Raw genomic sequence first — 24612 nt, 5'->3', positions numbered from 1 at the left:
GCGAAGCCCAGATGTCGATCTAGCGCGCCGACACCCAGCGTCTACCGATCATGTCGACGATGGAGGCCGCGTCGAAGCGATACGCCATCAGCGCAGCCAAACCGCGCCGTCCGTCGATGGACGCCTGAGCGCTCGTGAAGCCGTGCTTCGCGATCAATGCGGCCTCGATCGCGTCTGCGACAGCCTTGCCGGTTTCGAGCGCGCCCATGTCGTGCGTCACGTTATGAGCGAGGCCTGCGGCCTGGGTGGCTGCGATGCCCAACGCATGGCGTGCGCACGTTTCGTCGAGCCGGTACAGGCGTGCCGCGGCGAGTACAGCACCCAATACACCAATCGCCGATGCCACGTTCCAGCGCGCGCGGAACGCATCGCTGTCCACCGCGCCGAGCAGCCGAGCCGCGGCTTCGATGCCGACGGCCGCGGCTTGCGCCATCTCGAGCTCGGGTGTGTCGAGTGCATCGCCGATGGTCATGACGGCGGCGAGCACAGCCACGTTGTGCGTGGCGTCGACTTGCGCCAGCACGGCGCCCATCGTCCATGCGCGTACCCGTAGATCGCCGGCGGAACTGCCTTGCGACTGCAGCAGTGCCCCCAGTTGGGCCGCGATGGCGTCGTCAACGTGTGCGCGCGCCTCGGCGAGACGCGCGCGCGCGTGGTCGACGGCAGTGGCGGACGTCGCGTCGAGCGGGCCGCAGGCCAAGGTGGCCAGTGCTTCGGAGACGGTGGAATGTTGAGCAGTTTCATGCATGGTTCAGTTCCTTGTTCGGCGCGCACAGCGCAAACAGCGTGTCGAGCGACGGTGCAGAGTCGATCGTTTCGATAGTCGCGGCAAGGCTGGCCGCGCTGCCCTTGCCGAGTACGGGGTCGACCAACAGGCGGACTTTTTCCATCAGTTCTTCGTCGGTGAGCGGACGAGCGAGGCTGCCGCGCGCGTGTTCCACATGATGTTCGAGCACCGCGCCGTTCGTGAGCGTCGCGCGGATGAACACTTCGTCGCGATTGACCGTCGGGTCCGGTACGAGCCTCGTCAGCGCGCGAATGCGCTGCACGTCGTCCTTGACGACGCGTGCATCTTCGTACTGTGCGAGGCCCACGCGCCTGTCGCACAGCGCCGCCGCCACGCCGTGAATCGCGCTGAAACGAGCCTGCAGGCCGTCCTTCGGTTGCGGATTGCCCATCAGTTCGGGGACGAGCGGATGACATCGCAGTGCTATCGACTCGAGAGCGCCGACGTCTGCCACGTGTGGTGCGATCGCAAGGCCGGCGTCGATGGCCGGATGCGCGACGATGCCGCACGGGTAGGGCTTGTACGTGTTGAAGCGTAGCTCCCAGCGCTCACCGAACGCGTTATTCATCTGCCCGAAGTCAACGCGCGTCGACATTGAATGTGCATACCCTCCGCGTGCTTCGAAGATATCGCCGCTGGCCTGCAGGCCGGCCTGCGCGAGACGGGCTGCGGCGACGCCGTTGGCCGCGGCCTTGCCCGCGTGATACGGCTTGGTCATCGTGCCGAATGCCTCGCGCTGGCCGACGAACATGGAAGCGGCAATCGCCACCGCTTGCGCGAGCCGAGTTTCGTCGAGTCCGAGCAGCAACGCGGCGGTCGTCGCGCAGCCGATCACGCCGCAAGTGCCGGTGATGTGCCAGCCGCGATCGTAATGTTCCGGCGAGATCGATACGCCCACGCGCAACTGCGCTTCACAGCCGAGCGCGAACGCGGTGAGGGCGGTGCGCCCCGTAGGTTTCGTCTCGGGCGCGAGTGCGGTGATGACAGCCAGAATCGACGCGGCCGGGTGGATGACCGTTGCCAGATGGGTATCGTCGAAATCGTCCAGATGCCCGGCAAAGCCCGTAGCCAGCGCGGAAAAATGCACGTCCACGCGCTCGCTGCGGCCCGGCACCGGCGCGCACGCGGCGACGCCGAGTTCCCGAGCGGCGGCAAGAATCGCGTCGACGCCGGGATGGCCCGACGCACCGATCGCCGTGCCGATCACATTGATAAGCGAGCGTTGCGCTTCGCGCGCGACGGTAGCGGACAGCGGACGCTGCGCGAGGGCATACAAGCCATGCGCGAATGCGGCGGCAATCGAACTCATTGAGACAGCTCCTCTAAACGGATGCCGTTGGTGCGCGGCCCGAGGGCGCTCACCATCACGACGATGACCAACATGGCCGACGAAATCAGCACGAACACGGCGGGCACGCCCGAATGCTTGAGGAGCGCCGCCACCCAAAACCCGACAAAGATCGAACTCAGCCGGCTCCAGCAAAATACGAAACCGACCGCGCGCGCTCGTATGCGGGTCGGGTAGAGCTCTGCTTGGTAGGTATGAAAGATCCCGATCAGCCAGTTATTGGCGATCGTCACGGCCGCGCCGCACATCAGGATCGGCCCGGGCCCGCGCGCCATGCCGAACAGGACGCCTGCCACGGCGACGACAGCCGCGCAGCCCACCAGTTGCCATTTGCGCTGCACGCGCTCGGCGAAACACATCGCCCCGATCGCGCCGAGCGGTGTGGCGAAGGCGATCACCATGGTGTAGAGCAGCGAGTGTGTGAGCGTGATGCCCTTCGTAAACAACAGCACCGGCACCCACGCGCCGAAGCCGTACACGCCGAATGTCTGGAAGAAGTTGAAGCACGAGAGCATGATCGTGCGCGGCAGATAGCGACCTTTCCACATTTCGAGCCACGAGCCGGTGCCTTCTTCGGAGGCGAGCGGCACGTCGAGAGCGGGGGCGTCCAGCCGCTGCCCCGTTTCCGCGATGACCTGCCGCTCGATCTCGTCGACGATGGCGCGCGCTTCGGCGTGACGGCCCTTGCTTTCCAGCCAGCGCGGCGATTCAGGCAGTCTGCGCAGAATGAACCAGATCAGGACGGCGCCCGCCGAGCCGATGATCATCACCCACCGCCAGCCGTCCAGACCGAGGATCGTGTACGGCACGAGCAGATACGACAGCACGGCTACCGTCGGCACGGACGTCAGGATGACGAGAATACTGAACGCCGAATAGCGACCACGTGTGTGATTGGGTGTCAGCTCGGAAATGTAAGTGTCGACAGTGATGAGCTGCACGCCGATGCCGATGCCCGCCAGGAAGCGCCACGCATCCATGCCAAGCGCCGACGTCTGGAAAGCCGCCGCAAAGGTGGCGATCGAGTAGGTCACCATCGCCGCGGCAAACACCGCGCGGCGCCCGAAGCGGTCCGTGAATCCGCCTAGCGCGACGGTACCGACGAACATGCCGGCGAAGAACGATCCGAGGAAGCTCGCGAAGCCATTGACGTCGAACATGCTCGCCGTGGTGGCGCGATAGAGGCCACTGTGGATGAGCCCGAGCGAAATATAGGCAGCCATGAACATTTCGTAAAACTCAAACCAGCCGCCGATGGCGATGCGCGCGACCAGGCCACGAAAGTAGCGGGTCGGCGGGAGTCGATCGAGTCGGGCGGATACGCTCGCTTCGACCGTACTTGCGATGGCGACATCTTTCTCCAGATACATGACAGTCTCCAATGTTGATTTATGTGGCCCTTATTTGTCTGTCGACACTTTGGCAAGATTAAGCGAATCAATGGGATTTTTCAAAGTATTTTTCTTTAAAGTGGATACACTTTGGGGTGGTAACGTGCCTGCCTCGTCCGATCGCCTCTTGGTAGAATCAGCGCACCGGTGCAAAAGGCGCCTTGTCGGATGAGGGAAGGAAGCGGAATGAATGAAAGCGACGTCGTGCTGGCGGACACCGAAGACCCCGCGGAGGCCGGCGGCGAGAGTTCGCGGGTGGCGGAAATCGTCGACTGGGTGGCGCGAAGCATCATCGAAGGCCGGTTGCAGCCGGGCGACGACCTGAATTCGGTCGAGCTTGCCCGACGTTTCGGTGTCAGCCGGACGCCGGTGCGCGAAGCATTGTTTGTGCTGCATCGCGAGCGCATGGTCGACTGGTCGCCACGGCGGCGCCCGCGCGTGGCGGCGATGAGCCTGAAGGACGTTCGCGAGGTTTACCATCTGCGCGCGCTGCTCTATGCAGAGATGTCGCTGGCGATCGTCGAGCATGCGACGGAAGACGACATCGCGTCGCTCTGGAGAGCCTATGGGGCGCTGGCTCAGGCCGCCAGCCAAGGCGATGTCGACGCTTACTTCTGGGCCAACGTCGCGTTTCGTGACGAGGAGTTGCGTGTGAGCCGCAATGCAATCTTCAAGGAAGTGCTCGACTCCATGCGTATGCGGACCAATCGGATGCGGCATCTGAGCACGTCGTTGCCAGGTCGGATGCAACGCTCGTGCGCAGATCACCTGCGGCTGTGCGAAGCGTATGCGGAACGAGACGGCACGCTTGCTGCGGCGCTCAATCGTTCTATCGTGATAGGTGCGTTGAAATCCATCGAGAATATCTGGGTCGCCTGATCATCGAAGCTCTCCACTCGTATATCCGCTGGTACGAGGCAATCCGGATCAAGGTCTCGCCCGGCTCCCTCAGCCCACTTGAATACCGGAAGCGTGTTGGAATCGTGGCATAACCGGCCCCGGATTTTGGCCGCTCTCCTTCACGGCGCCGGCGGCAAGCTGCACCTCGATGCGCCCCGGACGCGTTGCCATCGCCGCCCTTTGGCGGTCGCGTAATCCAGATCGACGGAATGATCGGCACGGAAATGGCGGCCGAGACGTAGAGGATGTCGTTCAAGCTCATCGATCGAAAGCCAGCCCATCCCGACTCGTCTCACCACCGCACACGCTCGGCCATTCTCGATGCCGTCACGGCAGCGTGCTGCCCGTTCGGGTCGAAGCCATTCGATGGCATGGGGATGCTCATGGACCTGCGACCGGCAGTGTTGGCGCTGTCGCGAATGGCCATCGTCCACCTGGTTATATTTGTGATCACAAAGCAAAATATTTTTGCGGTAGCATACGTAAAACCCTATTTTTGTGATCACATCGTGAGTGACATGCCATGAATGACGCTTTGAGCGAGTTCCTGACCCGGCACCGCATCCGCGAGGTGGAGTGTGTCATCCCCGACATGACGGGCATCGCGCGCGGCAAGATCCTTCCGCGCGATCTGTTCATGGCGTCGGGAGAGATGCGCATTCCCAAGAGCGTGCTGCTCAACACCGTGAACGGGCAACAGCCGGACAACAGCCCCTTCGTGGGCGATACCGACCCAGACATGGTCTGCAAGCCCGACGCCGCCACCGTGCGCATCGTGCCGTGGGCGGCTGAACCGGTGGCCGTGGTCATCCACGACTGCCTGGAATGGGACGGCCAGCCGGTGCAACTCTCGCCCCGCGCGGTGCTCCGCCGCGTGCTGGCGCTGTACGAAGCACGCGGTTGGCAGCCCATCGTGGCGCCCGAGATGGAGTTCTATCTGGTGGCACGCAATCAGAACCCGCACGAGCCGCTGCAGCCGCCGCTGGGGCGCACCGGAAAGCCCGAGGTGGGGCGGCAGAGCTACTCCATCGACGCGGTGAACGACTTCGATCCGTTCTTCATGGAACTCTCCGCCTTCTGCGACCAGCACCAGCTGGGCGTGGAAACGCTGATCCACGAGGCTGGCCCGGGGCAGATGGAGATCAACTTCAGCCACGGCGACCCGCTCGACCTGGCCGACCGCGTTTTCCTGTTCAAGCGCACGGTGCGCGAGACGGCGCTGCGCCACGGCGTCTTTGCCACGTTCATGGCCAAACCCATGGAGGGTGAACCCGGCAGCGCCATGCACATTCATCAGAGCATCAACGACGGCGAAGGCCGCAATATCTTCAGTAATACCGACGGCACGGCCAGCGAACACTTTCACCACTTCATCGGCGGACTGCAAACCTATATCCCGCAGGTGATGCCCATGCTGGCGCCCTACGTCAATTCATACCGGCGGCTGGCGCCGTACATGTCGGCGCCCATCAACGTGCGCTGGGGGCAGGACAACCGCACCTGCGGTATCCGCGTCCCCAAGTCCGGCCCCGGGGCCCGCCGGGTCGAAAACCGCGTGCCCGGCGTCGACGCCAATCCCTATCTGGCCATGGCCGCCACGCTGGCCTGCGGCTACATCGGCATGCGCGACCGGCTGCCCCCCAGCGAGCCCACCGACGGCAGCGCGTGGAACGTCGCCCACGAACTGCCGCGCCATCTCGAAAACGCGATCGAGGCCATGCGCGCCTGCGATGCCATGAAGGAGGTACTGGGCGAAACTTTCGTCGATGCCTTCTGCGCGGTGAAGGAACTGGAATTTTCCACCTACAACCGTGTGATCAGTTCGTGGGAACGAGAGCACCTGTTACTGCTGGTTTGAGGAGTCCGTAATGAACCACACCCTTCCACATACCGGCATCGGGCGCGAACGCGTACAGGCCTTGCTCGCGCGTGAACGCGCCGAATACGCGCAACGCAACCCGAAGTCGCAAGCGATGTCCACACGCGCCGCGCCGCAGCTGATGTTCGGCGTGCCGCTGCACTGGATGAACGACTGGTCCACGCCTTTCGCGCTGCACGTGGCGCAGGCCCAGGGCGCGCAACTCACCGACGTGGACGGCCACACGCTGGCCGACTTCTGCCTGGGCGACACCGGCGCCATGTTCGGCCATTCGCCCGCCGTCGTGACCGAGGCACTGGCGACCCAGGCACGGCACGGCCTGACCACCATGCTCCCCAACGAGGACGCATCCGTCGTGGGTGAGTTGCTGGCTCGGCGTTTCGGCCTGCCGAAATGGCAGTTCGCCATGACGGCCAGCGATGCCAACCGTTTCTTGCTGCGCTGGGTGCGTGCCGCCACCGGGCGGCGTACCTTGCTGGTGTTCAACGGCTGCTATCACGGCACGGTCGATGACGTCTTCGTCGACCTGGTGGACGGCCAACCCACGCAACGTGCCAGCCTGCTGGGCCAGGTACACGATCTCACCGCCACCACGCGCGTGGTGGAATTCAACGACCTGGCCGCACTGGAAGCCGCGCTGGCCCCGGGCGACGTGGCCTGCGTTCTGGCCGAGCCGGTGATGACCAACATCGGCATGGTGCTGCCCGAACCGGGCTACTGGGCGCGGGCGCAAGACATCATCCGCCGCCACGGCAGCCTGCTGATACTGGACGAGACGCACACGCTCAGCAGCGGCCCCGGCGGCTATGCGCGCGCTCACGGCCTGCAGCCCGATGCCGTGGTGGTGGGCAAGGCACTGGGCGGCGGCATGCCATGCGCGGCCTATGGTTTCAGCGCCGTGCTGGCCGAGCGCGCCGAGGCCGCCAAGCGCACGGCACCGCCGGGCCACTCGGGCATCGGCACCACGCTTACCGCCAACCTGCTGGCCATGGCGGCGATGCGCGCCACGCTCACTCACCTGATGACGCCCCAGGTCTTCGCCCCCATGCACGCGCTGGCCGAGCAACTGGCCGCCGGGCTGCGCACGATCTTGGCCCGCCACGGCCTGCCGTGGTGCGTCACCCAGGTGGGCGCCCGGGTGGAGTTCCAGTTCTGCCCGCAGCCGCCGCGCAACGGCAGCGAGGCCGAGGCGGTCATGGATGCCGAACTGGAGCACGCGCTGCATCTGGCCTTGCTGAACCGCGGCGTGCTGATCACGCCTTTTCACAATATGATGCTCGTTTGCCCTGACACGACTCCGATGCACGTGCAGCGCCTGCTCACCGCATTCGATACCGTGCTGGCTTCGCTCACCGCCGCTACCGATTCATGAGTAACGACATCGAACCCACCACCACGCAGCAGGACACGATCTACGCCACGTTGCGGCAATGGGTCACCGTAGGCCGCTTCCTTCCCGGCGAGCGCTTGAAGATCCGCAACGTGGCAGCCGAGATGGGGGTGGGGCAGATGCCGGTGCGCGCCGCGCTACAGCGTCTGGCCGCCGAAGGCGCGCTGGTGAACGTGCCCAACGCCGGAATGATCGTCCCCAGGCTGACGATGCCCGAATTCGACGATCTGCTGCAAATGCGCATGCTGCTCGAGGGCGAGGCCGCCGAGCGCGGTTGCCTGAGACTGGAGCCGGCCGAACTCGCCACGCTGCGCAAGCTTTGCCAGCGCATGGCGAAGGCGTTGAAGAACCCCGCGAATCGGCCGGCTCGCGCCCGAGCGCCCGCGGGAGACAAGCAAACGCTGCGGCAGCCCGCCGTTTCCTTGAAGGCCGACCAAGCCACCGATTACCTGGCCGCCAACGAAGACTTCCATGTCCTGCTCTACAAGGCGGCCGGCTCGCCGTTGCTGTTCGAGCTGATCGATACGCTGTGGCTGAAGGCCGGCCCAATCTCGAACCGTCTCTTCGACACGGCCGAAGCCTCCGCCGTGTTGAACGACGCCCACGAAGACCTGATGGATGCGCTGGACAGGCGGGATGCCGCCGCGGCGCGACGCGCGGTGGAGCGCGACATCTTCGTGGCGGGACAGTTTCTGAGGTCAACGCTAAAACGCGATTGAGCGCAGGCGCGACTCGACCGTCGCGCCGTCGCGCAGCTAGCGCCGACCTGTCCCGTCTCGTCCTCGAGCGTCATGAACGGCATACCGTTCGCGGTTCCCGGCCTGTGCCGTACCGTGACCACTCCTCACGCGCGCAAGTTGGACGCTGTGCAACGTCGCCCGTTGCCCGGCCGGCCTCCGAGGCCGCGGCCGGTTCGCGCGCGTGCGGACGTCGCCCCGATTCTGGTCGCTTGACGAAAAAGTGGATCATTTATAGAATGATCACTTCCTAAATGGAGTGATCAAAATGGTTCAGCCAGTCGCAGGCCGCTCCCGGGGCCGACCCAGAACCTTCGACGAGCAGCGGGTTCTCAGTCGCGCCATTGCCTTCTTTAGCGCGTCGGGGTATTCGGCCGCCGGGATCAGCGATCTGTCCAGGGCGACCGGTTTAACTACCGGTAGCCTCTACAAGGCCTATTCCGATAAAGAAGGCATCTTCGCCAAAGCACTCGAGTGTTATATCGCCCGACGCGAGGCGGAGGTGGCCGCCATACTGGCTGATGCGGAGAGCGGGCGCGCCGCTATCGCGGCATTGCTTGGCCTTTATGCCCGGCTTAGTCAGGGCAAAGAGGGCAAACTCGGCTGTCTGTTGGTGGCAGGGATTACAGAGTTACCCCAGTTTTCCCGCGTGGGCGTTGTGATGCGTGACCAGCTTGCGCGGCGTCGCGATCTGCTGATCGGACTGGTCGGCCAGGGGCAAGACGACGGCTCGATCACGACCACGGCTGCCCCGGCGACGGTGGCCGATCTGTTGCTTGCGCTGCTGCAGGGAATGCGCGTGCTCGGGAAAGCCGAATCGTTCAGTGAAGATACGGACGCGTTCGTTGCGCTTGCACTCAAAGTCCTGGAATAACCATGAACGGCTCCATTTTTTGGGCTCTCATCGGCGGGACCATGTTGCCATTGCAGGCGGTGATCAATGGGCGACTTGCGCGCCCGTTGGGATCGCCTCTTTGGGCAGCCGCCGCATCCGGCGCAGTCACAACGGTCGCGCTGGTCGTGATCGGTTTGGCGACCACTGGCGGTTTGCCGCGCGGCGAGGGCGGCGTCGATCTGCCGGTCTGGTCATGGAGCGGCGGCCTGTGCGGCGCGCTCGCACTGACAGCAATGACCGCCGCCGCGCCGCGACTCGGCGCTGCGACCATGATTTCGATGGTCATCACCGGGCAGGCGCTATTTTCCGTCGTGATCGATCAGTATGGGTTGTTCGGATCGGCCTCCCATCCCCTCACCGCACGGCGAGTCATCGCGGTCTTTCTGCTGATTGCGGGTGCCGTGCTTTTTTCGAAGAGGAATCCTTGATGATACATGGCGAGATGCCGGCGGCGCCCGCCGGCTTTGAACATCGTTTCGCGACGGCGAAAGGCTTGCGTTTTCACTATGTCGATGGCGGTGCGGGTGCCGCACGCACCATCGTCCTGCTCGCGGGCTTTCCCGAGAGCTGGTATGCGTGGCGCAAAGTGATGCCGTTACTGGCTAGCCGCTTTCGCGTCGTCGCCATCGATCTGCCGGGCCAGGGCGATAGCGATCGGCCGATGGATGGTTACGACACGCAAACGGTCGCGCAGCGCGTGCACGACCTCGTAAGCCATCTCGGACTCAAACGATACAGTCTCGCCGCCCACGACGTCGGCGCGTGGGTGGCATTTCCGTATGCGCATCTGTTCGGCGAGGAGGTTGACGCACTGGCATTGCTGGATGCGGGCATTCCAGGCATTACCTTGCCGGACATGCTGCCGTCTTCGTCCGACCGGTCGTGGAAGACCTGGCACTTTTCCTTTCATGCCGTTCCGGACCTTCCCGAGATTCTTCTCGAAGGTCGTGAACGGGCCTATCTGGAATGGTTTTTCTGGAGCAAGACGGCCAACCCGGCGTGCTATGGCGAGGACGAGATAGCCGAGTATTTGAGGATCTACCGCGCGCCTGGGGGCATGCGTGCAGGCCTCGCGTTCTATCGCGCCGCGGCGCTTTCGGTCGAGCAGAACCGGGCGCTGTCGCACGAGCGGAAGCTGACGATGCCGTTGCTCGGCCTCAGCGCGGATCAGGGATCGATCCCGGACATGGCAGCCGCGCTTCGCCCGTTTGCAAACAACGTCACGGGCGAGATCGTCGCGAATTGCGGACACTTTCAGCCGGAGGAGCAGCCCGAAGCCGTGTCGGAGGCGTTGGTGCGGTTCTTCGCTTCGCCGTGAGTTCGGTCGACCCAATGGATACGCGGCAACCGCTCCATTCTTTCAAAATGCCGCCGCATGTCCGGTGTGCTCGCCCGTTGCGTGGACGAGCCGATTGCCGCCGAGCGATTTTGCTCGATACAGTGCCTGGTCGGCAACCGAGAGCAAGTGGGTAAGCGAGGCCGTCTCATGATCCGATTCGGCCAGGCCGATGCTGACGGTCGCGCGGATGCGATTGCCGTCAGCGCCATGCGATATCGCCGCAAACCGGTTTGCGACGGTCTCGGCCACCGCGCTTGCGCGGTGGGCGTCGTAACCTGGCAGCAGCGCAGCGAATTCTTCGCCGCCGATGCGCGCGAGGACCACGCTCGTCTCGGTGTCGACAACGGATCGGACCGTATCCGCGAATGACTTCAATACGTCGTCGCCGGTTTTGTGCCCGAAGCGATCGTTGATTCTCTTGAATTGATCGAGATCAAATGCAAGGAGAGTGGTCGGTAGCCGACGTATCCCGTGCTCGTTGATCACCCGCTCCCCCTCTTCAAAGAACAGCCGGCGATTCCCCAGGCGAGTCAAGTAATCGGTACGGGACTCCTGCAAGAGTTCGCCATGAATTTCTTCCCGCGTCAGGCGGAGCAACGTCATCGGCAAAATAACGGAATAAAGGACGCCCTCGTACATGGTGATTTTGCTGGCAATCGATTGTGCGCCCGCTCCACAGGCCGAGACCAGCCATGGCAGAGCGAATGCTCTGGCGGCATAGAACAGTGCGTGGATCCCCGTGACCGCCACTGCGACGCGTCGGGATTGAACCGCTGGAATGCCGTCGCGTCGCGTGAGTTCGAGGGCCGTCATGGCGGAGACGAGCGCGATCGGGATGGCGCTGACATAGAGCCATATGACCGTCTGGGAGGACGCTGTAGAGGCCGCCCATGTAAGCCCCATCAAGAGAAGCAAACCCATTGAGCTTCCGACATACCGTCGGCCATTGAACATTGCCACGGCGTGCAGAACCAGGAGATAGCCACCCAGAATCACGAGGTTGCTCACGGCGGCGCCAGCGGCGCCCAGCAATTCGCGCCGAAATGCCGCCAGCGCGCAGCCGCTTCCGAGTGCCGCATATCCAATCGCCAGCATGCGCAGTTCGTCGCCGCGCTTGGGATGGGAAATATGCTCCCAGTACGTCATGGCGGAACTGGCAAGCAACGTTCCGATCGCCAGGAGGTAAAGGGTAGCTAGATCGACTGTCATTGCCGACGCCAAGGCGGGTCCCCGCCACGACGAGGAAAGGTTGAGGGAATACCGGGATAACGGCAGATGCGTCGAATTCTTGAAAAAAGTCCGGGCGGACCGCCGGCGGCATGAACCCGTGTTTCCGACAGAGGCGGCCAGGCATCGCGAGCAGCGATGGCGGGGCGACGATCAATGCCACGTTGCGAATGGGTGGCCGCGCCTCGATGTTGCAAGCGCCGCGGTTTCGAGGTGTTCCGGAAAAGGGGCCATGTCCGCCATGAAGACGCCAACGATCGAGGCACTTCCGGCAGCCGCCTGCTTCGTCGACGTGTGCCTGACGTTATGCTTTCCTACGCGAAGCATTTCGCGAACGCGGCGGCTGCTCGATCTGCCGGAACGGAACACTTCGCAGCGGAATCGGCGGTCTTCATGAAACCGTCTCCCAACCCGGACGCGCGTCGCGGGCGGCAGCAGGCGCACGAGCCAGGCCGGCCCTCGCTAACGAAACGCCCGCATCTGCCCCGTCATCATCTGCAGCATCTTGTTGGCCGCCACCGACAGCTTGCGGCCCACGCGCGTGACCATGTGCGCCTCGGCGTTCTCGAGGATCGGATGCGCGATCTCGATTGCGAACAACTCCTTGGCCTGCAGTTCGGCCGTTACCGCGAAGGCCGGCATCACCGCGATGCCGAGCCCGGACTTCACGAACTCCTTGAGGATCGCGAATGAATTGGTGGTGACGCTCGGGGCGAGCCGCACGCGCTCGGCGTATTCCACGGCCTCCATCATCTGCCGCGTGCCGTAGGACGGGTGGGTGGCCGCCAGCGGGTAGGTGGCGAGCTGCTGCACCGTCAGCACCTTGTGGCTGCGGCGCGGGAAGTCCGGGCCGACGATCGCCATCATCGGCTGCCGCTTCGACGCGCGCGACACCAGCTTGGGCTCGGCGGGCGGGTTGTAGACCAGGCCGATCTCGCCCTCGTCGTTCGAGATCTTGCGGATCACGTCGTTGGTGCTGCCCACGTCGAGGTTGACGCGGATCCCGGGGAACTGCCGGCAGAACTGTTGCATCGGCCCGGCCAGCAGGTCCGAGACGAAGCCCTCGCCGAGCACCAGGCTGACCTCGCCGGTCTTGAGCCCGCGCAGTTCCTGCAGGCGCGAGATGAGGTCGTCGCGGTGCGCGAGCTGCTCGCGGAAATACTCGATCACGCAGCGTCCCGCCTCGGTGGGCGTCACGCCGCGCGCGTGGCGCTCCACCAGGGTGGCGTCGAGCTCCTTCTCCAGCAGCCCGATCTGGCGGCTCACGGCCGACGGCGCCACGTCGAGCCAGTCGGCCGCGGCGCGAATCGTGCCGCAACGCACGGCCTCGTAGAAATAGACGATCCGGCTGTCGGTCAGGGTATCGCTCATGATCCGGGTGTTCTAAAAAAGAGAACAATATCAATATTGGCGTTGATTGATTATACGGGTCGCCGGACGGAACATCGTTGTCATGCAAGGCGGGCGCAAGCTGATGCGCCGGCCTCGAACCAACAGCTATCAGGAGTCGTCGGATGAAAACGGTGGGCGTGATCGGTCTGGGCAACATGGGGCGCGGCATGGCGGGTTCGCTGCGGCGCGGCGGCTACACGGTGCTCGGTTACGACGCGGCGCCCGGCGTGGCGCTCGCGCTGGCCGGGCAGGCGGTGCTGTCGGCGCGCGATTCGGTGGCCGAGATCGCGCGCGACGCCGACGTGCTGCTGCTGTCGCTGCCGACCTCGGCGGTGGTCGAGGCGGTGGTGCTGGGCGCGGGCGGCGTGCTCGAGAACGCAAAGCCGGGCAGCATCGTGATCGACACCACCACGGCCGATCCGGACAGCACGCGGCGCGTGGCGGCGGCCCTGGCCGAGCGCGGCATCGGCTTCGTCGACGGCCCGGTGAGCGGCGGCCCGAAGGGCGCGGCCACCGCCACCATGACCATGGTGCTGGGCGGCTCGGACAGCGATATCGCGGCCATCGAGCCGATCCTCGCGGTGATCAGCGCCAAGCGCGTGCATGTGGGCCCGGTGGGCGCCGGCCACGTCACCAAGCTGCTCAACAACCTGTTGACCGGCGTGCACCTGCTGGTCGCCAGCGAGGCGGTGCGCACCGCGCACGCGGCCGGCGTCGATCCGGAGAAGCTGGTCGAGGCGCTCAACGGCGGCTCCGGGCGCAACAGCGCGACGCTGACCAACTACCCGACGTGGATCTTCAACGGCAAGTTCGATTCCGGTTTCACCATGAAGCTGATGCGCAAGGACGTGCGGCTCGCGCTGGGGCTGCTCGACCAGTTCGACAGCGTGGCGCCGGTGGCGCGCGAGGCCGCGCGCGTGTGGGCCGCCAGCGAGGGTTCCGTCGCCGACGGCGAGGACTTCAACCGCATCGTCGACTTCCTCGACCCTGCCTGAGGCCGGGCAGCTCGCGCCACGATCCCGTTCGACCTACTTATACGGATACCCGACATGACCCAGCACGCAGACCAGTTGCTCGCCGCCTTCGCGCATTTCTTCCCCGGTGTCGCCACGATCGGCTCGTATATCGACGGCGAACTCGTCGCCGGCCAGGGCGACACGATCCAGCTTGACGATGCGGCGACGGGCGAGGCCACGCTCGCCTATCGCGACGCCGGCGCGGCCGTGATCGACCATGCCGCCGAAAGCGCGCGCCGCGCGCAGCGCGAATGGTGGGCGCTCACGCATGCCGCGCGTGGCCGCGTGATGCAGGAAGTGGCGCGCGCGATCCGCGCCGAGGCCGAGGCGGTCGCGCGGCTGGAGGCGCTGGGGTCGGGCAAGCCGATCCGCGACTGCCGGGGCGAGGTGGCCAAGGTCGCCGAGATGTTCGAGTACTACGCGGGCTGGACCGACAAGTTCTACGGCAGCGTGATCCCGGTGCCGACGTCGCACCTCAACTACACGCGCCGCGAGCCGGCCGGCGTGGTGCTGCAGATCACACCCTGGAACGCGCCGGTGTTCACTTGCGGCTGGCAGGTCGCGCCCGCGGTGGCGATGGGCAACGGCGTGCTGCTCAAGCCGTCGGAGCTGACGCCCTTCACGTCGCTGGCGCTTGCCCGGCTCGGCGAGCGGGCCGGGCTGCCGCGCGGCCTGGTCAACGTGCTGGCCGGCTTCGGTCACACCACCGGGCAGGCGGCGATCGCGCATCGCGTGGTGAGCAAGGTGGTGTTCGTCGGCTCGCCGGCCACCGGCGCGCGCATCGCCGAGGCCGCCGCGCGCCGCGTGCTGCCCTGCGTGCTGGAGCTGGGCGGCAAGTCGGCCAATATCGTGTTCGCCGATGCCGACCTCAAGCGCGCGGCGCTGACCGCCCAGGCGGCGATTTTTGCCGGCGCGGGCCAGAGCTGCGTGGCCGGCTCGCGTCTGCTGGTGCAGCGCGCCGTCTACGACGAATTCGTCGCGATGGTGGCTGCCGGCGCGAAGAAGATCCGTGTCGGCGCGCCGCTCGACGAGGCGACCGAGGTCGGCCCGATCAACAATCGCAAGCAGTACGACCACGTGATGTCCATGATCGCGCGCGGCGTGGCGGCAGGCGCCACGCTCGCCAGCGGCTCGGCCGAGCGCGTCGGGGAGGGCGGCGGCTACTTCGTGGCGCCCACCGTGCTGGCCGGCGTGTCGAATGCGATGGAGGTGGCGCGCACCGAGATCTTCGGGCCGGTGGTGGCCGCCATCCCGTTCGACACCGAGGAGGAGGCGATCGCGATCGCCAACGACACCGACTTCGGCCTGGCCGGCGCGGCCTGGACCACCGACGTGGCGCGCGCGCATCGCGTGGCCGCGCAGGTGAATGCCGGCACCTTCTGGGTCAACGGCTACAAGACCATCAACGTGGCCTCCCCGTTCGGCGGCTACGGCATGAGCGGCTACGGCCGCTCGAGCGGGGTCGAGGCGCTGTACGAATACACGCAGACCAAGAGTGTGTGGGTCGAGACGGCCGAAGCGCCGCCCACCGCGTTCGGTTATCTGTAACCACCGGCCCGCATGCGACGGCAGCCGGGCTTCAAGGGGAGACTCGTCATGGAACACGCACTGGGTATCGAGCGCCGCGAGCTGGGCGGCGCGGCCACCGCCAAGGTCCTGCTTTACGCGGCCGGCATCCTGCTGGTGGCGGAATGGATCGGCTCGTTCACGTTCAAGATCGGACCGGGCAAGGTCGTGCTGCTGCCGATGATCTGGGCGCTGCTGCTCGGCGCCGCGGTGGGGCTGGCCAGCGCGCGCTGGAACAGCAGCGCGCGCCTGAGCGTGCCCGACCAGTTCTTCGCGGCCGCGATCCTGCAGCCGGCGCTGCTGCTGTTCGTTTCCAAGCTCGGGCTGATGGTGGGCAGCGCACTGCCCAAGCTGGCATCGGCGGGCTGGGCGCTGGCCTTCCAGGAATTCGGCCACTTCGTCGGCACCATCCTGCTCGGCCTGCCGCTCGCGTTGCTCCTCGGCATCAAGCGCGAGGCGATCGGCGCGACCTTCTCGGTAGGCCGCGAACCGAGCCTGGCGATCATCGGCGAGAAGTACGGGATGGATTCGGCCGAGGGCCGCGGCGTGCTGGCCGAGTACCTGACCGGCACCGTGTTCGGTGCGGTGTTCATCGCCGTGTTCGCCGGTTTCGTGAGCAGCCTCGGCATCTTCGATCCGCTCGCGCTGGCGATGGGCTCGGGCGTCGGCTCGGGCAGCATGATGGCGGCCGCGTCGGGCGCGATCGCCGCGCAGCAGGACCCGGAGACGGCGAAATCGGTGCTCGCGTTCGCCGCGGCCAGCAACCTGATCACCACCACCATCGGCACCTACTTCACGCTGTTCATCTCGTTGCCGCTCGCGGTCTGGGGCTATCGCGTGCTGGAGCCGCTGATCGGCCGCACCACCAAGGCATCGGCGCAGCCCGGGGCGGCCAGCCCGTCGCTGGGCGACGTGCGGACCGAGGCACCCACGCTCGGCTATGGCGGCAAGCTGCTCGCCTGGATCGTGACGGCCGCGATGGCGCTGGTGTGCGACTGGATCGCCCACGGCACCACCCCGCTGGCGGGACTGCCGGGAATGGCGATCATGGTGGGCGCGACGATCGTCGGCGATGCGCTGGCGCGTGTGACGGGGCGTCGGATTCCGGCGGTCTGCTGGGTATCGGTGGTGGCGATGTTCCTGACCTCGCCGTGGTCGCCGTGGGCTTCGCAGATCGCCGCGCTCAGCTCGCACAACGATTTCCTTGGCGTGACCACGCCGATGCTGGTGTTCGCGGGGCTGTCGATCGCCAAGGACATCCCGGCCTTCCGCCGGCTCGGCTGGCGCATCGTGCTGGTGTCCTTCGTGGCCAATGCCGGCACCTTCATCGGCGCGACCCTGGTGGCGCAGCTGTTCCATATCTGACCCGAGGCCTCGCGGCACGGCGGCGGTCGGCATGGCCGTCCGCCGCCGTGCCGCGACGACCGACGAGAGCGCTCCCATCCGCATGAAACTGATCGATTCCATCGTCGCGCACGCCGACGAACTGACGGCGATACGCCGCGATATCCATGCCCATCCCGAGGTGGGCTACGACGTATTCCGCACCGCCGAACTCGTCGCCGAGCGGCTCGAGCAATGGGGTTACGCCGTCACGCGCGGCGTCGGCCGCACCGGTGTGGTCGGCACCTTGAAGCGCGGCGGCAGCATGCGTGCGATCGGCCTGCGCGCCGACATGGATGCGCTGCCCGTGCAGGAGGCCAACACCTTCGCGCATCGTTCGACGGTGCCCGGCGCGATGCATGCGTGCGGCCACGACGGGCACACCGCGATGCTGCTGGGGGCCGCGCGCCATCTGGCGCGGCATGGCGAGTTCGACGGTACCGTGCAACTGTTCTTCCAGCCGGCCGAAGAGACGGGCGGCGGCGCGCGCGCGATGATCGAGGACGGCCTGTTCGAGCGTTTTCCGGTGGATGCCGTGTTCGGGCTGCACAACTGGCCCGGCATCGCGGCCGGCGATTTCGCGGTGCGGCCGGGGCCGCTGATGGCCTCGACCAGCCTGTTCCGGATCAACCTGCGCGGCGCCGGCTGCCACGCGGCCATGCCGCACCTGGGCCGCGATCCGGTGTTCGCGGCGGGGCAGGTGCTGAGCGCCTTGCAGGGGATCGTTACGCGCAACCGCAATCCGATCGACGGCGCGGTGCTGTCGGTCACGCAGGTGCATGCGGGCGAGGCGATGAACGTGGTGCCGACCGATGCCTGGCTCGGCGGCACGGTGCGGACCTTCTCCGAGGCGACGCTCGACCTGATCGAGACGCGCATGCGTGCCGTGGTGGCCGCGACGGCCGCGGCCTTCGATTGCGAGAGCGAGGTGGATTTCCAGCGCCAGTATCCGGCTACCGTGAACGACGCCGAGCAGACGGCGGTGGCGGTGACGGTGATGCGCGAGCTGGTGGGCGACGCGCATGTGAACGCCGCCGTCGATCCGACCATGGCGGCGGAGGACTTCTCGTTCATGCTGCGCGAGAAGCCGGGTTGTTATGCGTTCCTCGGGAACGGGGTGGGCGATCATCGCGTGCATGGGCATGGCGGCGGGCCTTGCCTGCTGCATAACGCCAGTTACGACTTCAACGATGCGTTGCTGCCGGTGGGCGCGAGTTATTTCGTGAGGCTGGTGGAGCGGGTTTTGGCACGGTAGGCAGGCAGTGGCGAGTTTTCGCGGCCGAGCGTGATGAACGAGCGCCGCCGAGGTGAGCTCGGTGTGGGGGGCGCCCGTCCGCAAGCCGCATGCAGTCACGCGTTCAAGCGTATGTCCGGACATGCGCCCACGGTATATCGACGTGGGCAGCGAGCGCGGCGGCGTTTGACGAGAACGTGATGCGAAGGCCGCGACGTTGCCGGGCTCGCTCACGAGAGGTAGTCCGCGGTGCTGACGCTTCCTCTCGCCCCTGGAGCGTGGCGGCCGCGCGACAGCCCTGGATGGGCGTTCTCGGCAGGTGTTATATTGCGCGCGCATGCGCCCCGACCGATGAGCCAGAAAAATCAGTATCCGCGGATCGGCGCGCCATAGAACGACAACAACGACGGGTCCGTCGCGCCATCGGTACAGCCTCTTCGTGACCAGCGCCAGGCCCATGGGTCTATGCACCGAGGGGATCGACATGAACCGGGTCTATCGGCTGGTCTGGAGCCGTAGCTTGCGTGCTCCGCAAGTGGTATCCGAACGCACGAAGGCGTCACACGGCGGGGTCGACGCCGGTCATGGCGCCACGCCCGCGCACCGCCGCGCTTCCATCGCTTCGATCGTTTCAATCGGCGTGTCGCTCGGCCTGGCCGGTGCGTCTGTCCCGGGCTGGGCCGTCACGTGCTCTGCCGGCACCATCGCGAATTGCAGCGCCCCCGGCGGCGACGGCATCCCGGACCGAAGCGGCAACGGCGGCAGCGGTAACGGCGGTGGCGGGGGTTCCTCCACGTTGGGCGGAGGCTCCGCCACGGTCCAGGTTCCCGGCGGCGCCACGTCGGGCGGGACAGGCGGCACCGGCGCGACGAACGACAGCGGTCAGGGCGGCCCCGGCGGCGCACCCGCGGTGGTGCTCGCCGGCGATGCGGTGATCAACGCGAACGCGCAAGGCGGCGCAGGTCAGTCCTTCGATGGATTCAATTTTGCCGGCGGCGCCGGCGGCGGTGGCGCGGGCGTGTATTCGACCGGCACGAGCGTGACCGTCGGCAACGGCGTGACCGTGCAGGGCGGCACCGGCGGGAATGGCGGGGCCGGCACGTCGGGTCCTGCGTCGAACGGCGGCGGTGGCGGCGGCGGAGGCGGTGGGCTGGTCATGGTGATACCGGCGGGCGAGGTGACGAACCAGGGGGCGCTCGTCGGCGGAAACGGCGGCAACGGGGGCGGCGGCGGAAACCCGGGTGGCGGCGGTGGCGGCGGCGACGGGCTGCTGACCTTGGGGCCCGGTTCGCAGGTGACCAATCTCGGGACCATCGTCGGTGGTGTGGGCGGCGTCGGCGGCGGCGGCGCAAGCACGGCCGGCGCCAGCGGCGCGGGCGTCAACCTCGCTGGCGGCTTCACCGTGCTGGTCAACGTCGGCATGATCGGCGGCGGCGCCGGCAACGGCGGGGCCGCCGGCGCCGGTGTCATCGCCAATGGCAGCGATGTCGTCGTCAACGGCGGCACGATCGCGGGCGGCTTGTACGCGGACGGCGTGACGCGTGCGGCAGCCATCCGTTTCAACGGCACGAACAATACGCTGCAGTTGGTCACCGGGTCCAACATCGTCGGTAGCCTCGAGGTGGCGGCCGGGGCGACGACCACCATCACCGCGGGCTCCGCGGGGCTCTCGTTGTCCAACCAGGTCACGCTCGGCGATGCCGCCTCCCGCGTGACCTTCGATTCCACCACGACCGACCTCGTGGTGTCAGGCGTGGTATCCGGGGCGGGCAACGTGGCCGTGCGCGGTGGCCGAACGATCACGCTGACGGGAGACAACACCTATACCGGCGGCACGACGATCAGCGCCGGCACGCTGCAGATCGGCAGTGGCGGCACCACGGGCTCCGTCGTCGGCGACATCGTCGACAACGGCACGTTGGCGTTCAACCGCAGCGACACGGTGTCGTATGGCGGCACCATCAGCGGGACGGGCAACCTCGTGCAGGCGGGAAGCGGCACGCTCGCGATAGCCGGCGCTGCCGGCTATGCGGGGAGCACCGCCATCAATGCCGGCACGCTCGCGCTGATCGGCGCGGGCAGCATTGCCGCTTCCAGCGGGGTCGTGAACAACGGCACGTTCGATATCTCGGGGACGACCGCCGGCGCCACGATCAACGCGCTGACCGGCACGGGCACGGTCGCGCTGGGCGGCCGGACGCTGACGCTCGCCAATGCGGCCGGCACGTTCAGCGGCGCCCTCGGCGGCACGGGCGGGCTGACCGTGGCGGGCGGCACGCAAACGCTGTCGGGGGCCAACGGCTTTACCGGCGCAACGTCGATCAACGCCGGCACGCTGGCGTTGACCGGTTCGGGCAGCGTCGCCGCGTCCAGCGGCGTCGTCAACGACGGTGCGTTCGATATCTCGGGGACGACTGCGGGGGCGACGATCAATACGCTCACCGGGACGGGCACGGTTGCGCTGGGCGGCCGCACGTTGACGCTGGCCAGTGCAGCCGGCACGTTCAGCGGCGGCATTGGCGGCAGCGGCGGGCTCACCGTGGCGGGCGGCACGCAAACGCTGTCGGGCGCCAACGGCTTTACCGGCGCAACATCGATCAACGCCGGCACGCTTGCGCTGACCGGTTCGGGCAGCGTCGCCGCGTCCAGTAGCGTCATCGACAACGGCACGTTCGACATCTCGGGGACAACCGCCGGCGCCACGATCAACGCGCTCACCGGCACGGGCACGGTTGCGCTGGGCAGCCGCACGCTGACGCTCGCCCATGCAGCCGGCACGTTCGGCGGGACCCTCGACGGGACGGGCGCACTGACCGTCGGCGGCGGGACGCAAACACTGTCGGCGGCGAATGCCTACACGGGCGCCACCACGGTCAATGCCGGCACGCTGGCGCTGACCGGCGCCGGCAGCATTGCCGCCTCGAGCGGCGTCGTCAACAACGGCACGCTGGACATCTCGGCGACCACTTCCGGCGCCACGATCAACGCGCTCACCGGCACGGGCACGGTCGCGCTCGGCAGCCGCACGCTGACGCTCGCCCATGCATCCGGCACGTTTGGCGGCACCGTCGGCGGCAGCGGCGGGCTGACCGTGGCGGGCGGTACGCAAACGCTGTCCGGCGTGAACACCTATACAGGGGCGACGACGGTCAACGCGGGCACGCTCGCGTTGTCGGGCGCCGGGCGGCTGGGGTCGTCCACGTCGGTCGCGCTGGCCGGCCCCGTGGCCGCGCTCGACCTGTCCGCGGCCGGCAGCCAGACGGTCGCGCATCTGTCCGGCGTGGCAGGCAGCCGCGTGATGCTGGGCGGCAACGCGCTCACGCTGTCCGACGATTCGTCGCAAACATTCAGCGGCAGTCTCGTCGGCACCGGCGGCTTGGTCAAACAAGGCGCGGGCATGCTGACGCTGAACGGTGTCAGCAACGCGTTCTCCGGAACGACGACGGTGGCGGGCGGCACGTTGGCCGTCGGCGACGCGGCGAATGCCGGCGCGGTGCTCGGTGGCAATGTCGTGGTGAATCCGCTCGGCGCGTTGCGCGGCCACGGCACGATATCGGGCGACGTCGACAGCAGCGGCGTGGTCGCGCCGGGCGGCTCGATCGGAACGCTGTCCGTGGGCGGCAACTATACGCAGGCGGCCGGCGGCACGCTGTCGATCGAGGTCAGCCCGACGGAGGCATCGCAACTGCGCGTAGGCGGTGCCGCGACGCTCGACGGCGCGTTGGCCGTTCTGTTCGATCCCGGCACCTATACGTCCCGCCGCTACACCGTGCTGAGCGCGGCCAACGGCGTGACGGGTCAATTCGCGAAGGTCGTCACCACCACGGCCGGCGCGAATCTCGGCGCGCTGCAACCGTCGGTGGACTACGGCGCCAACGCGGTCGACCTGCTGCTCGCCGAGCCGACCGGCCCCGGTACGCCGGCCGGCCCGACGATCATCGCGCCGACCAGGACGTCGATCTATACGGCGCTCGGCACGACGGCCTTGCTGCAGGCGCAGAGCGCCAGCTCGACGCTGCTCGGGCGTCTGGCGGCTCCGGAGGATGACGCGGCCGGCGCCAGCAACGTGTGGGCCGTTGCCAGCGGGTCCAGCACCAAGGTGGGCGGCACGAGCGGCGCGCCGGGCTTCCTCACGCACGCGTATGGGTTCCTGGCGGGCGGGCAGGGACGGCTCGGCGACGCCACGGTCGGTGCGGCCGGCGGCTACACGCACACCGCGTTGTCCGAAGACACGACAGGCGCATCGGGCGCCATCGACACGCTGCGCGTCATGTTGTACGGCGCGCAGCCGATCGGCGCGGTCAACCTGTCGGCCACGCTCGGCTACGGTCTCGATTTCCTGTCGCAGAAACGGCCATTCGGTAGCGCGGGTACCGCCGAAGGCGACCATCTCGGCCACGAATTCACCGCCGCCACGCAGGCCAGCCTGCCGATGGCGGCCGGCGGCTTCCGGTTCGCGCCGCACGTCGGGCTGCGGTATGCGTACGTGCGCGGCAGCGGTTTCGGGGAGGACGGCGCCAACGGCCAGAACCTGCACGTCGGCCCCGACAGCGCGAGGAGCCTCCAGCCGTACGTGGGTGTATCGCTCGACAAGGCGTTCGGCGATGCCGTGCGCCCGGTCGACGTCCAGCTTCGCGTCGGCTATGCGCACGAGGTGCTGCGCGGCCGCCGCGTGGTCCAGGTGCAGAGCCAGGACGGGACCGTGTTCGCGGCGGCGGGGGCCGATCTGCCGCGCTCGTTCCTGACCACGGGCGTCAGCGTCACGCTGCAGGCCGCCAAGACGACCACGGTATCGCTCGGGCTGGATGCGACGATCGATACGGGCCATGTGTCGGCGCAGTCGGCATATGTGCGAGTCAATTCCAGGTTCTGACCGCATGGGAACGGCGATGGTGAAACGGGTCTTGGTTCGAAGCGAAGAAGCGGGCCAGCAAAACTGTGACGCCGTCGGGCGTGCCCGAGCGGCTCGGTCCTGTCGACGGGCTTGCTCGCGATCCATTGATGTGACGGGTTGTCGTCGTATTCAATCGATCGATTGACCGACGCAAATTCCCTATGACAAAGACACACATCGGAAATCGCACGATCGCAGGTGCGCGCGCCGGCCGCCCACTTTCCGTGTGCTTTGCCATCGTGATCATATTGAGTCTATGCCCGCCATTCGGCAGTGTGCATGGGCAGCCACCGGACGAAGCGGCATCGGGCTCGCGCGTCGAATCCCGATTCCCGGCGAGCCTGACTGCAACGCAGGCACTGCAAGGCATGCTCGAGCTGATTCAGGGCAGCCATCGCGTGACCGACATCACGCCCGAAACGGTGCACCGTCTCTTTGGCGTGCAGACCCAAGCGTTGGGCCAAGACGAATTCGGCTACGGCCAACGCCTGCAAGGTAACTGGGCATTCAGCCTCCAACGGCTGACGCGCGGGGATACAGGCCCGCGCATGGATCTGATCTTTGACCCGATTCCCGGAACACCGGCTTCCCCGCTGCCGGCGACATGCGAGCCGGATTTCGCGCGGTTCACGGGCGCACTGGAGTCCATGGGATTCAGGCGCCAATCGCGCTATGGCGAACACGGCCGCTGGATCTCCGATGTCTTCGAACGGCAAGGCATGTCCGTGGAGGTATTCCCGCTCAGGGCGTCTGCCGACAATGGCGAACCGCTCGGCCCGACCTGCGTAAAAATGGTGCTGGTGCGATAGGGCCATCTGTTTGCACGCCGCGCACGCGAACACCGCGCGGGCCACACGCGTGCCGCGCCGGTGTTGCACGGCAGAATCATTTTCCGTTGAATTTTCCGTTGATCCACGGCGCGCTTGCCGATGCCCGACCAGGCCGGCAGCGATCGGGCGCCCCGTCCGACGCAGCGCCAAATTGCCTCGCATCGTCCGTCGAGACGATTCTCGCCGCTTCATTCCATTACCGGCCGCGTGCGCCGTATCGGCGTTGTAACGTTTTGAGGTCGGTTTTCCCGTGCCGGATGCTCGACATCGCCGCTGGCCGTCCCGACAACGCAGTTGCGAGACTGGCACGGTGTTCGCTTCACCGGGGGCGGTAGGAACGATAGTCGCCATGCACTCCTGATCGTCCGACGAATCGACGCGCATGCGTCGCGGGGCGCCCGAAA

At 66.8% G+C, this 24612-nt stretch carries 19 protein-coding genes and 1 pseudogene; 15 read left to right on the top strand and 5 right to left on the bottom strand.

The window, feature by feature from the left end; translation table 11 throughout:
• Positions 1–19 precede the first annotated feature (19 nt).
• From CFB89_RS24100 to CFB89_RS24090, 3 genes are read right to left on the bottom strand one after another with little or no spacing between them, the layout of a single operon-like run.
• Positions 20–748: an MmgE/PrpD family protein gene (locus CFB89_RS24100; protein WP_089470057.1), complete on the bottom strand. Its 729-nt coding sequence runs from the start codon at positions 746–748 to the stop codon at positions 20–22.
• Positions 741–2096, bottom strand: coding sequence for an MmgE/PrpD family protein (locus tag CFB89_RS24095; RefSeq protein ID WP_089470056.1), 1356 nt, complete (start codon positions 2094–2096; stop codon positions 741–743). Before CFB89_RS24095 ends, CFB89_RS24100 begins: the two co-directional genes overlap by 8 nt.
• Positions 2093–3505: an MFS transporter gene (locus CFB89_RS24090; protein ID WP_089470055.1), complete on the bottom strand. Its 1413-nt coding sequence runs from the start codon at positions 3503–3505 to the stop codon at positions 2093–2095. Before CFB89_RS24090 ends, CFB89_RS24095 begins: the two co-directional genes overlap by 4 nt.
• Before the next feature lie 207 nt (positions 3506–3712).
• Between CFB89_RS24090 and CFB89_RS24085 the strand changes: the two genes are divergently transcribed.
• From CFB89_RS24085 to CFB89_RS24050, 9 genes and pseudogenes are all read left to right on the top strand, one after another.
• Positions 3713–4405: a GntR family transcriptional regulator gene (locus CFB89_RS24085; RefSeq protein ID WP_089470054.1), complete on the top strand. Its 693-nt coding sequence runs from the start codon at positions 3713–3715 to the stop codon at positions 4403–4405.
• Positions 4406–4407: 2 nt separating this feature from the next.
• A pseudogene (locus CFB89_RS34470) lies at positions 4408–4518 on the top strand (IS3 family transposase); the annotation flags it as partial.
• 153 nt (positions 4519–4671) lie between these two features.
• On the top strand, positions 4672–4953 hold the full coding sequence (locus tag CFB89_RS34465; RefSeq protein WP_144030158.1) for a hypothetical protein: 282 nt from the start codon (positions 4672–4674) through the stop codon (positions 4951–4953).
• Positions 4950–6284, top strand: a complete 1335-nt coding sequence (locus CFB89_RS24075) for a glutamine synthetase family protein (RefSeq protein WP_089470052.1) — start codon at positions 4950–4952, stop codon at positions 6282–6284. The genes CFB89_RS34465 and CFB89_RS24075 overlap by 4 nt, the downstream gene beginning before the upstream one ends.
• A 10-nt stretch (positions 6285–6294) precedes the next feature.
• Positions 6295–7677 (top strand): aspartate aminotransferase family protein, encoded by a 1383-nt coding sequence (locus CFB89_RS24070; RefSeq protein ID WP_089470051.1) that lies wholly within the window; start codon positions 6295–6297, stop codon positions 7675–7677.
• Positions 7674–8414 (top strand): GntR family transcriptional regulator, encoded by a 741-nt coding sequence (locus CFB89_RS24065; RefSeq protein ID WP_089470050.1) that lies wholly within the window; start codon positions 7674–7676, stop codon positions 8412–8414. Before CFB89_RS24070 ends, CFB89_RS24065 begins: the two co-directional genes overlap by 4 nt.
• A gap of 286 nt (positions 8415–8700) precedes the next feature.
• A complete protein-coding gene (locus CFB89_RS24060; RefSeq protein ID WP_089470049.1) occupies positions 8701–9306 on the top strand; it encodes a TetR/AcrR family transcriptional regulator in 606 nt (201 codons plus the stop codon).
• 2 nt (positions 9307–9308) lie between these two features.
• Entirely contained in the window at positions 9309–9755 is a 447-nt protein-coding gene (locus CFB89_RS24055) for a DMT family transporter (protein ID WP_089470048.1), read from the top strand.
• The gene (locus tag CFB89_RS24050; protein WP_089470047.1) at positions 9755–10645 is read left to right on the top strand and encodes an alpha/beta fold hydrolase; all 891 of its coding nucleotides are present in this window, start codon (positions 9755–9757) and stop codon (positions 10643–10645) included. Before CFB89_RS24055 ends, CFB89_RS24050 begins: the two co-directional genes overlap by 1 nt.
• A 42-nt stretch (positions 10646–10687) precedes the next feature.
• On the opposite strand, the gene CFB89_RS24045 is transcribed toward CFB89_RS24050, so the two are convergent.
• Positions 10688–11875 carry a diguanylate cyclase gene (locus CFB89_RS24045; protein ID WP_089470046.1) on the bottom strand — a complete coding sequence of 396 codons (1188 nt, stop codon included), beginning with the start codon at positions 11873–11875 and terminating at the stop codon, positions 10688–10690.
• Between the two features lie 480 nt (positions 11876–12355).
• Positions 12356–13264 (bottom strand): LysR family transcriptional regulator, encoded by a 909-nt coding sequence (locus CFB89_RS24040; protein WP_089470045.1) that lies wholly within the window; start codon positions 13262–13264, stop codon positions 12356–12358.
• Between the two features lie 128 nt (positions 13265–13392).
• On the opposite strand from CFB89_RS24040, the gene CFB89_RS24035 reads away from it, so the two are divergent.
• The 6 genes from CFB89_RS24035 to CFB89_RS24010 all read left to right on the top strand — a co-directional run bounded on the left by CFB89_RS24035 (position 13393) and on the right by CFB89_RS24010 (position 24187).
• A complete protein-coding gene (locus tag CFB89_RS24035) occupies positions 13393–14280 on the top strand; it encodes an NAD(P)-dependent oxidoreductase (protein WP_373559877.1) in 888 nt (295 codons plus the stop codon).
• Positions 14281–14334: 54 nt separating this feature from the next.
• On the top strand, positions 14335–15849 hold the full coding sequence (locus CFB89_RS24030; RefSeq protein ID WP_089470043.1) for an aldehyde dehydrogenase: 1515 nt from the start codon (positions 14335–14337) through the stop codon (positions 15847–15849).
• Positions 15850–15897: 48 nt separating this feature from the next.
• Complete coding sequence (locus tag CFB89_RS24025; RefSeq protein WP_089470042.1) at positions 15898–17232, top strand: DUF3100 domain-containing protein; 1335 nt, start codon at positions 15898–15900, stop codon at positions 17230–17232.
• Positions 17233–17314: 82 nt separating this feature from the next.
• A complete protein-coding gene (locus tag CFB89_RS24020; RefSeq protein ID WP_089470597.1) occupies positions 17315–18505 on the top strand; it encodes a M20 aminoacylase family protein in 1191 nt (396 codons plus the stop codon).
• Between the two features lie 463 nt (positions 18506–18968).
• On the top strand, positions 18969–23357 hold the full coding sequence (locus CFB89_RS24015; protein ID WP_089470041.1) for an autotransporter domain-containing protein: 4389 nt from the start codon (positions 18969–18971) through the stop codon (positions 23355–23357).
• 182 nt (positions 23358–23539) lie between these two features.
• Positions 23540–24187 (top strand): hypothetical protein, encoded by a 648-nt coding sequence (locus tag CFB89_RS24010; RefSeq protein WP_144030157.1) that lies wholly within the window; start codon positions 23540–23542, stop codon positions 24185–24187.
• Positions 24188–24612: the final 425 nt, after the last annotated feature.

It is taken from the genome of Burkholderia sp. AU16741 (genome assembly GCF_002223345.1).
Lineage (GTDB): Bacteria > Pseudomonadota > Gammaproteobacteria > Burkholderiales > Burkholderiaceae > Burkholderia > Burkholderia sola.
Note: the sequence above shows the minus strand (reverse complement) of the source record. Positions and strands in the feature narration are given on the sequence as shown.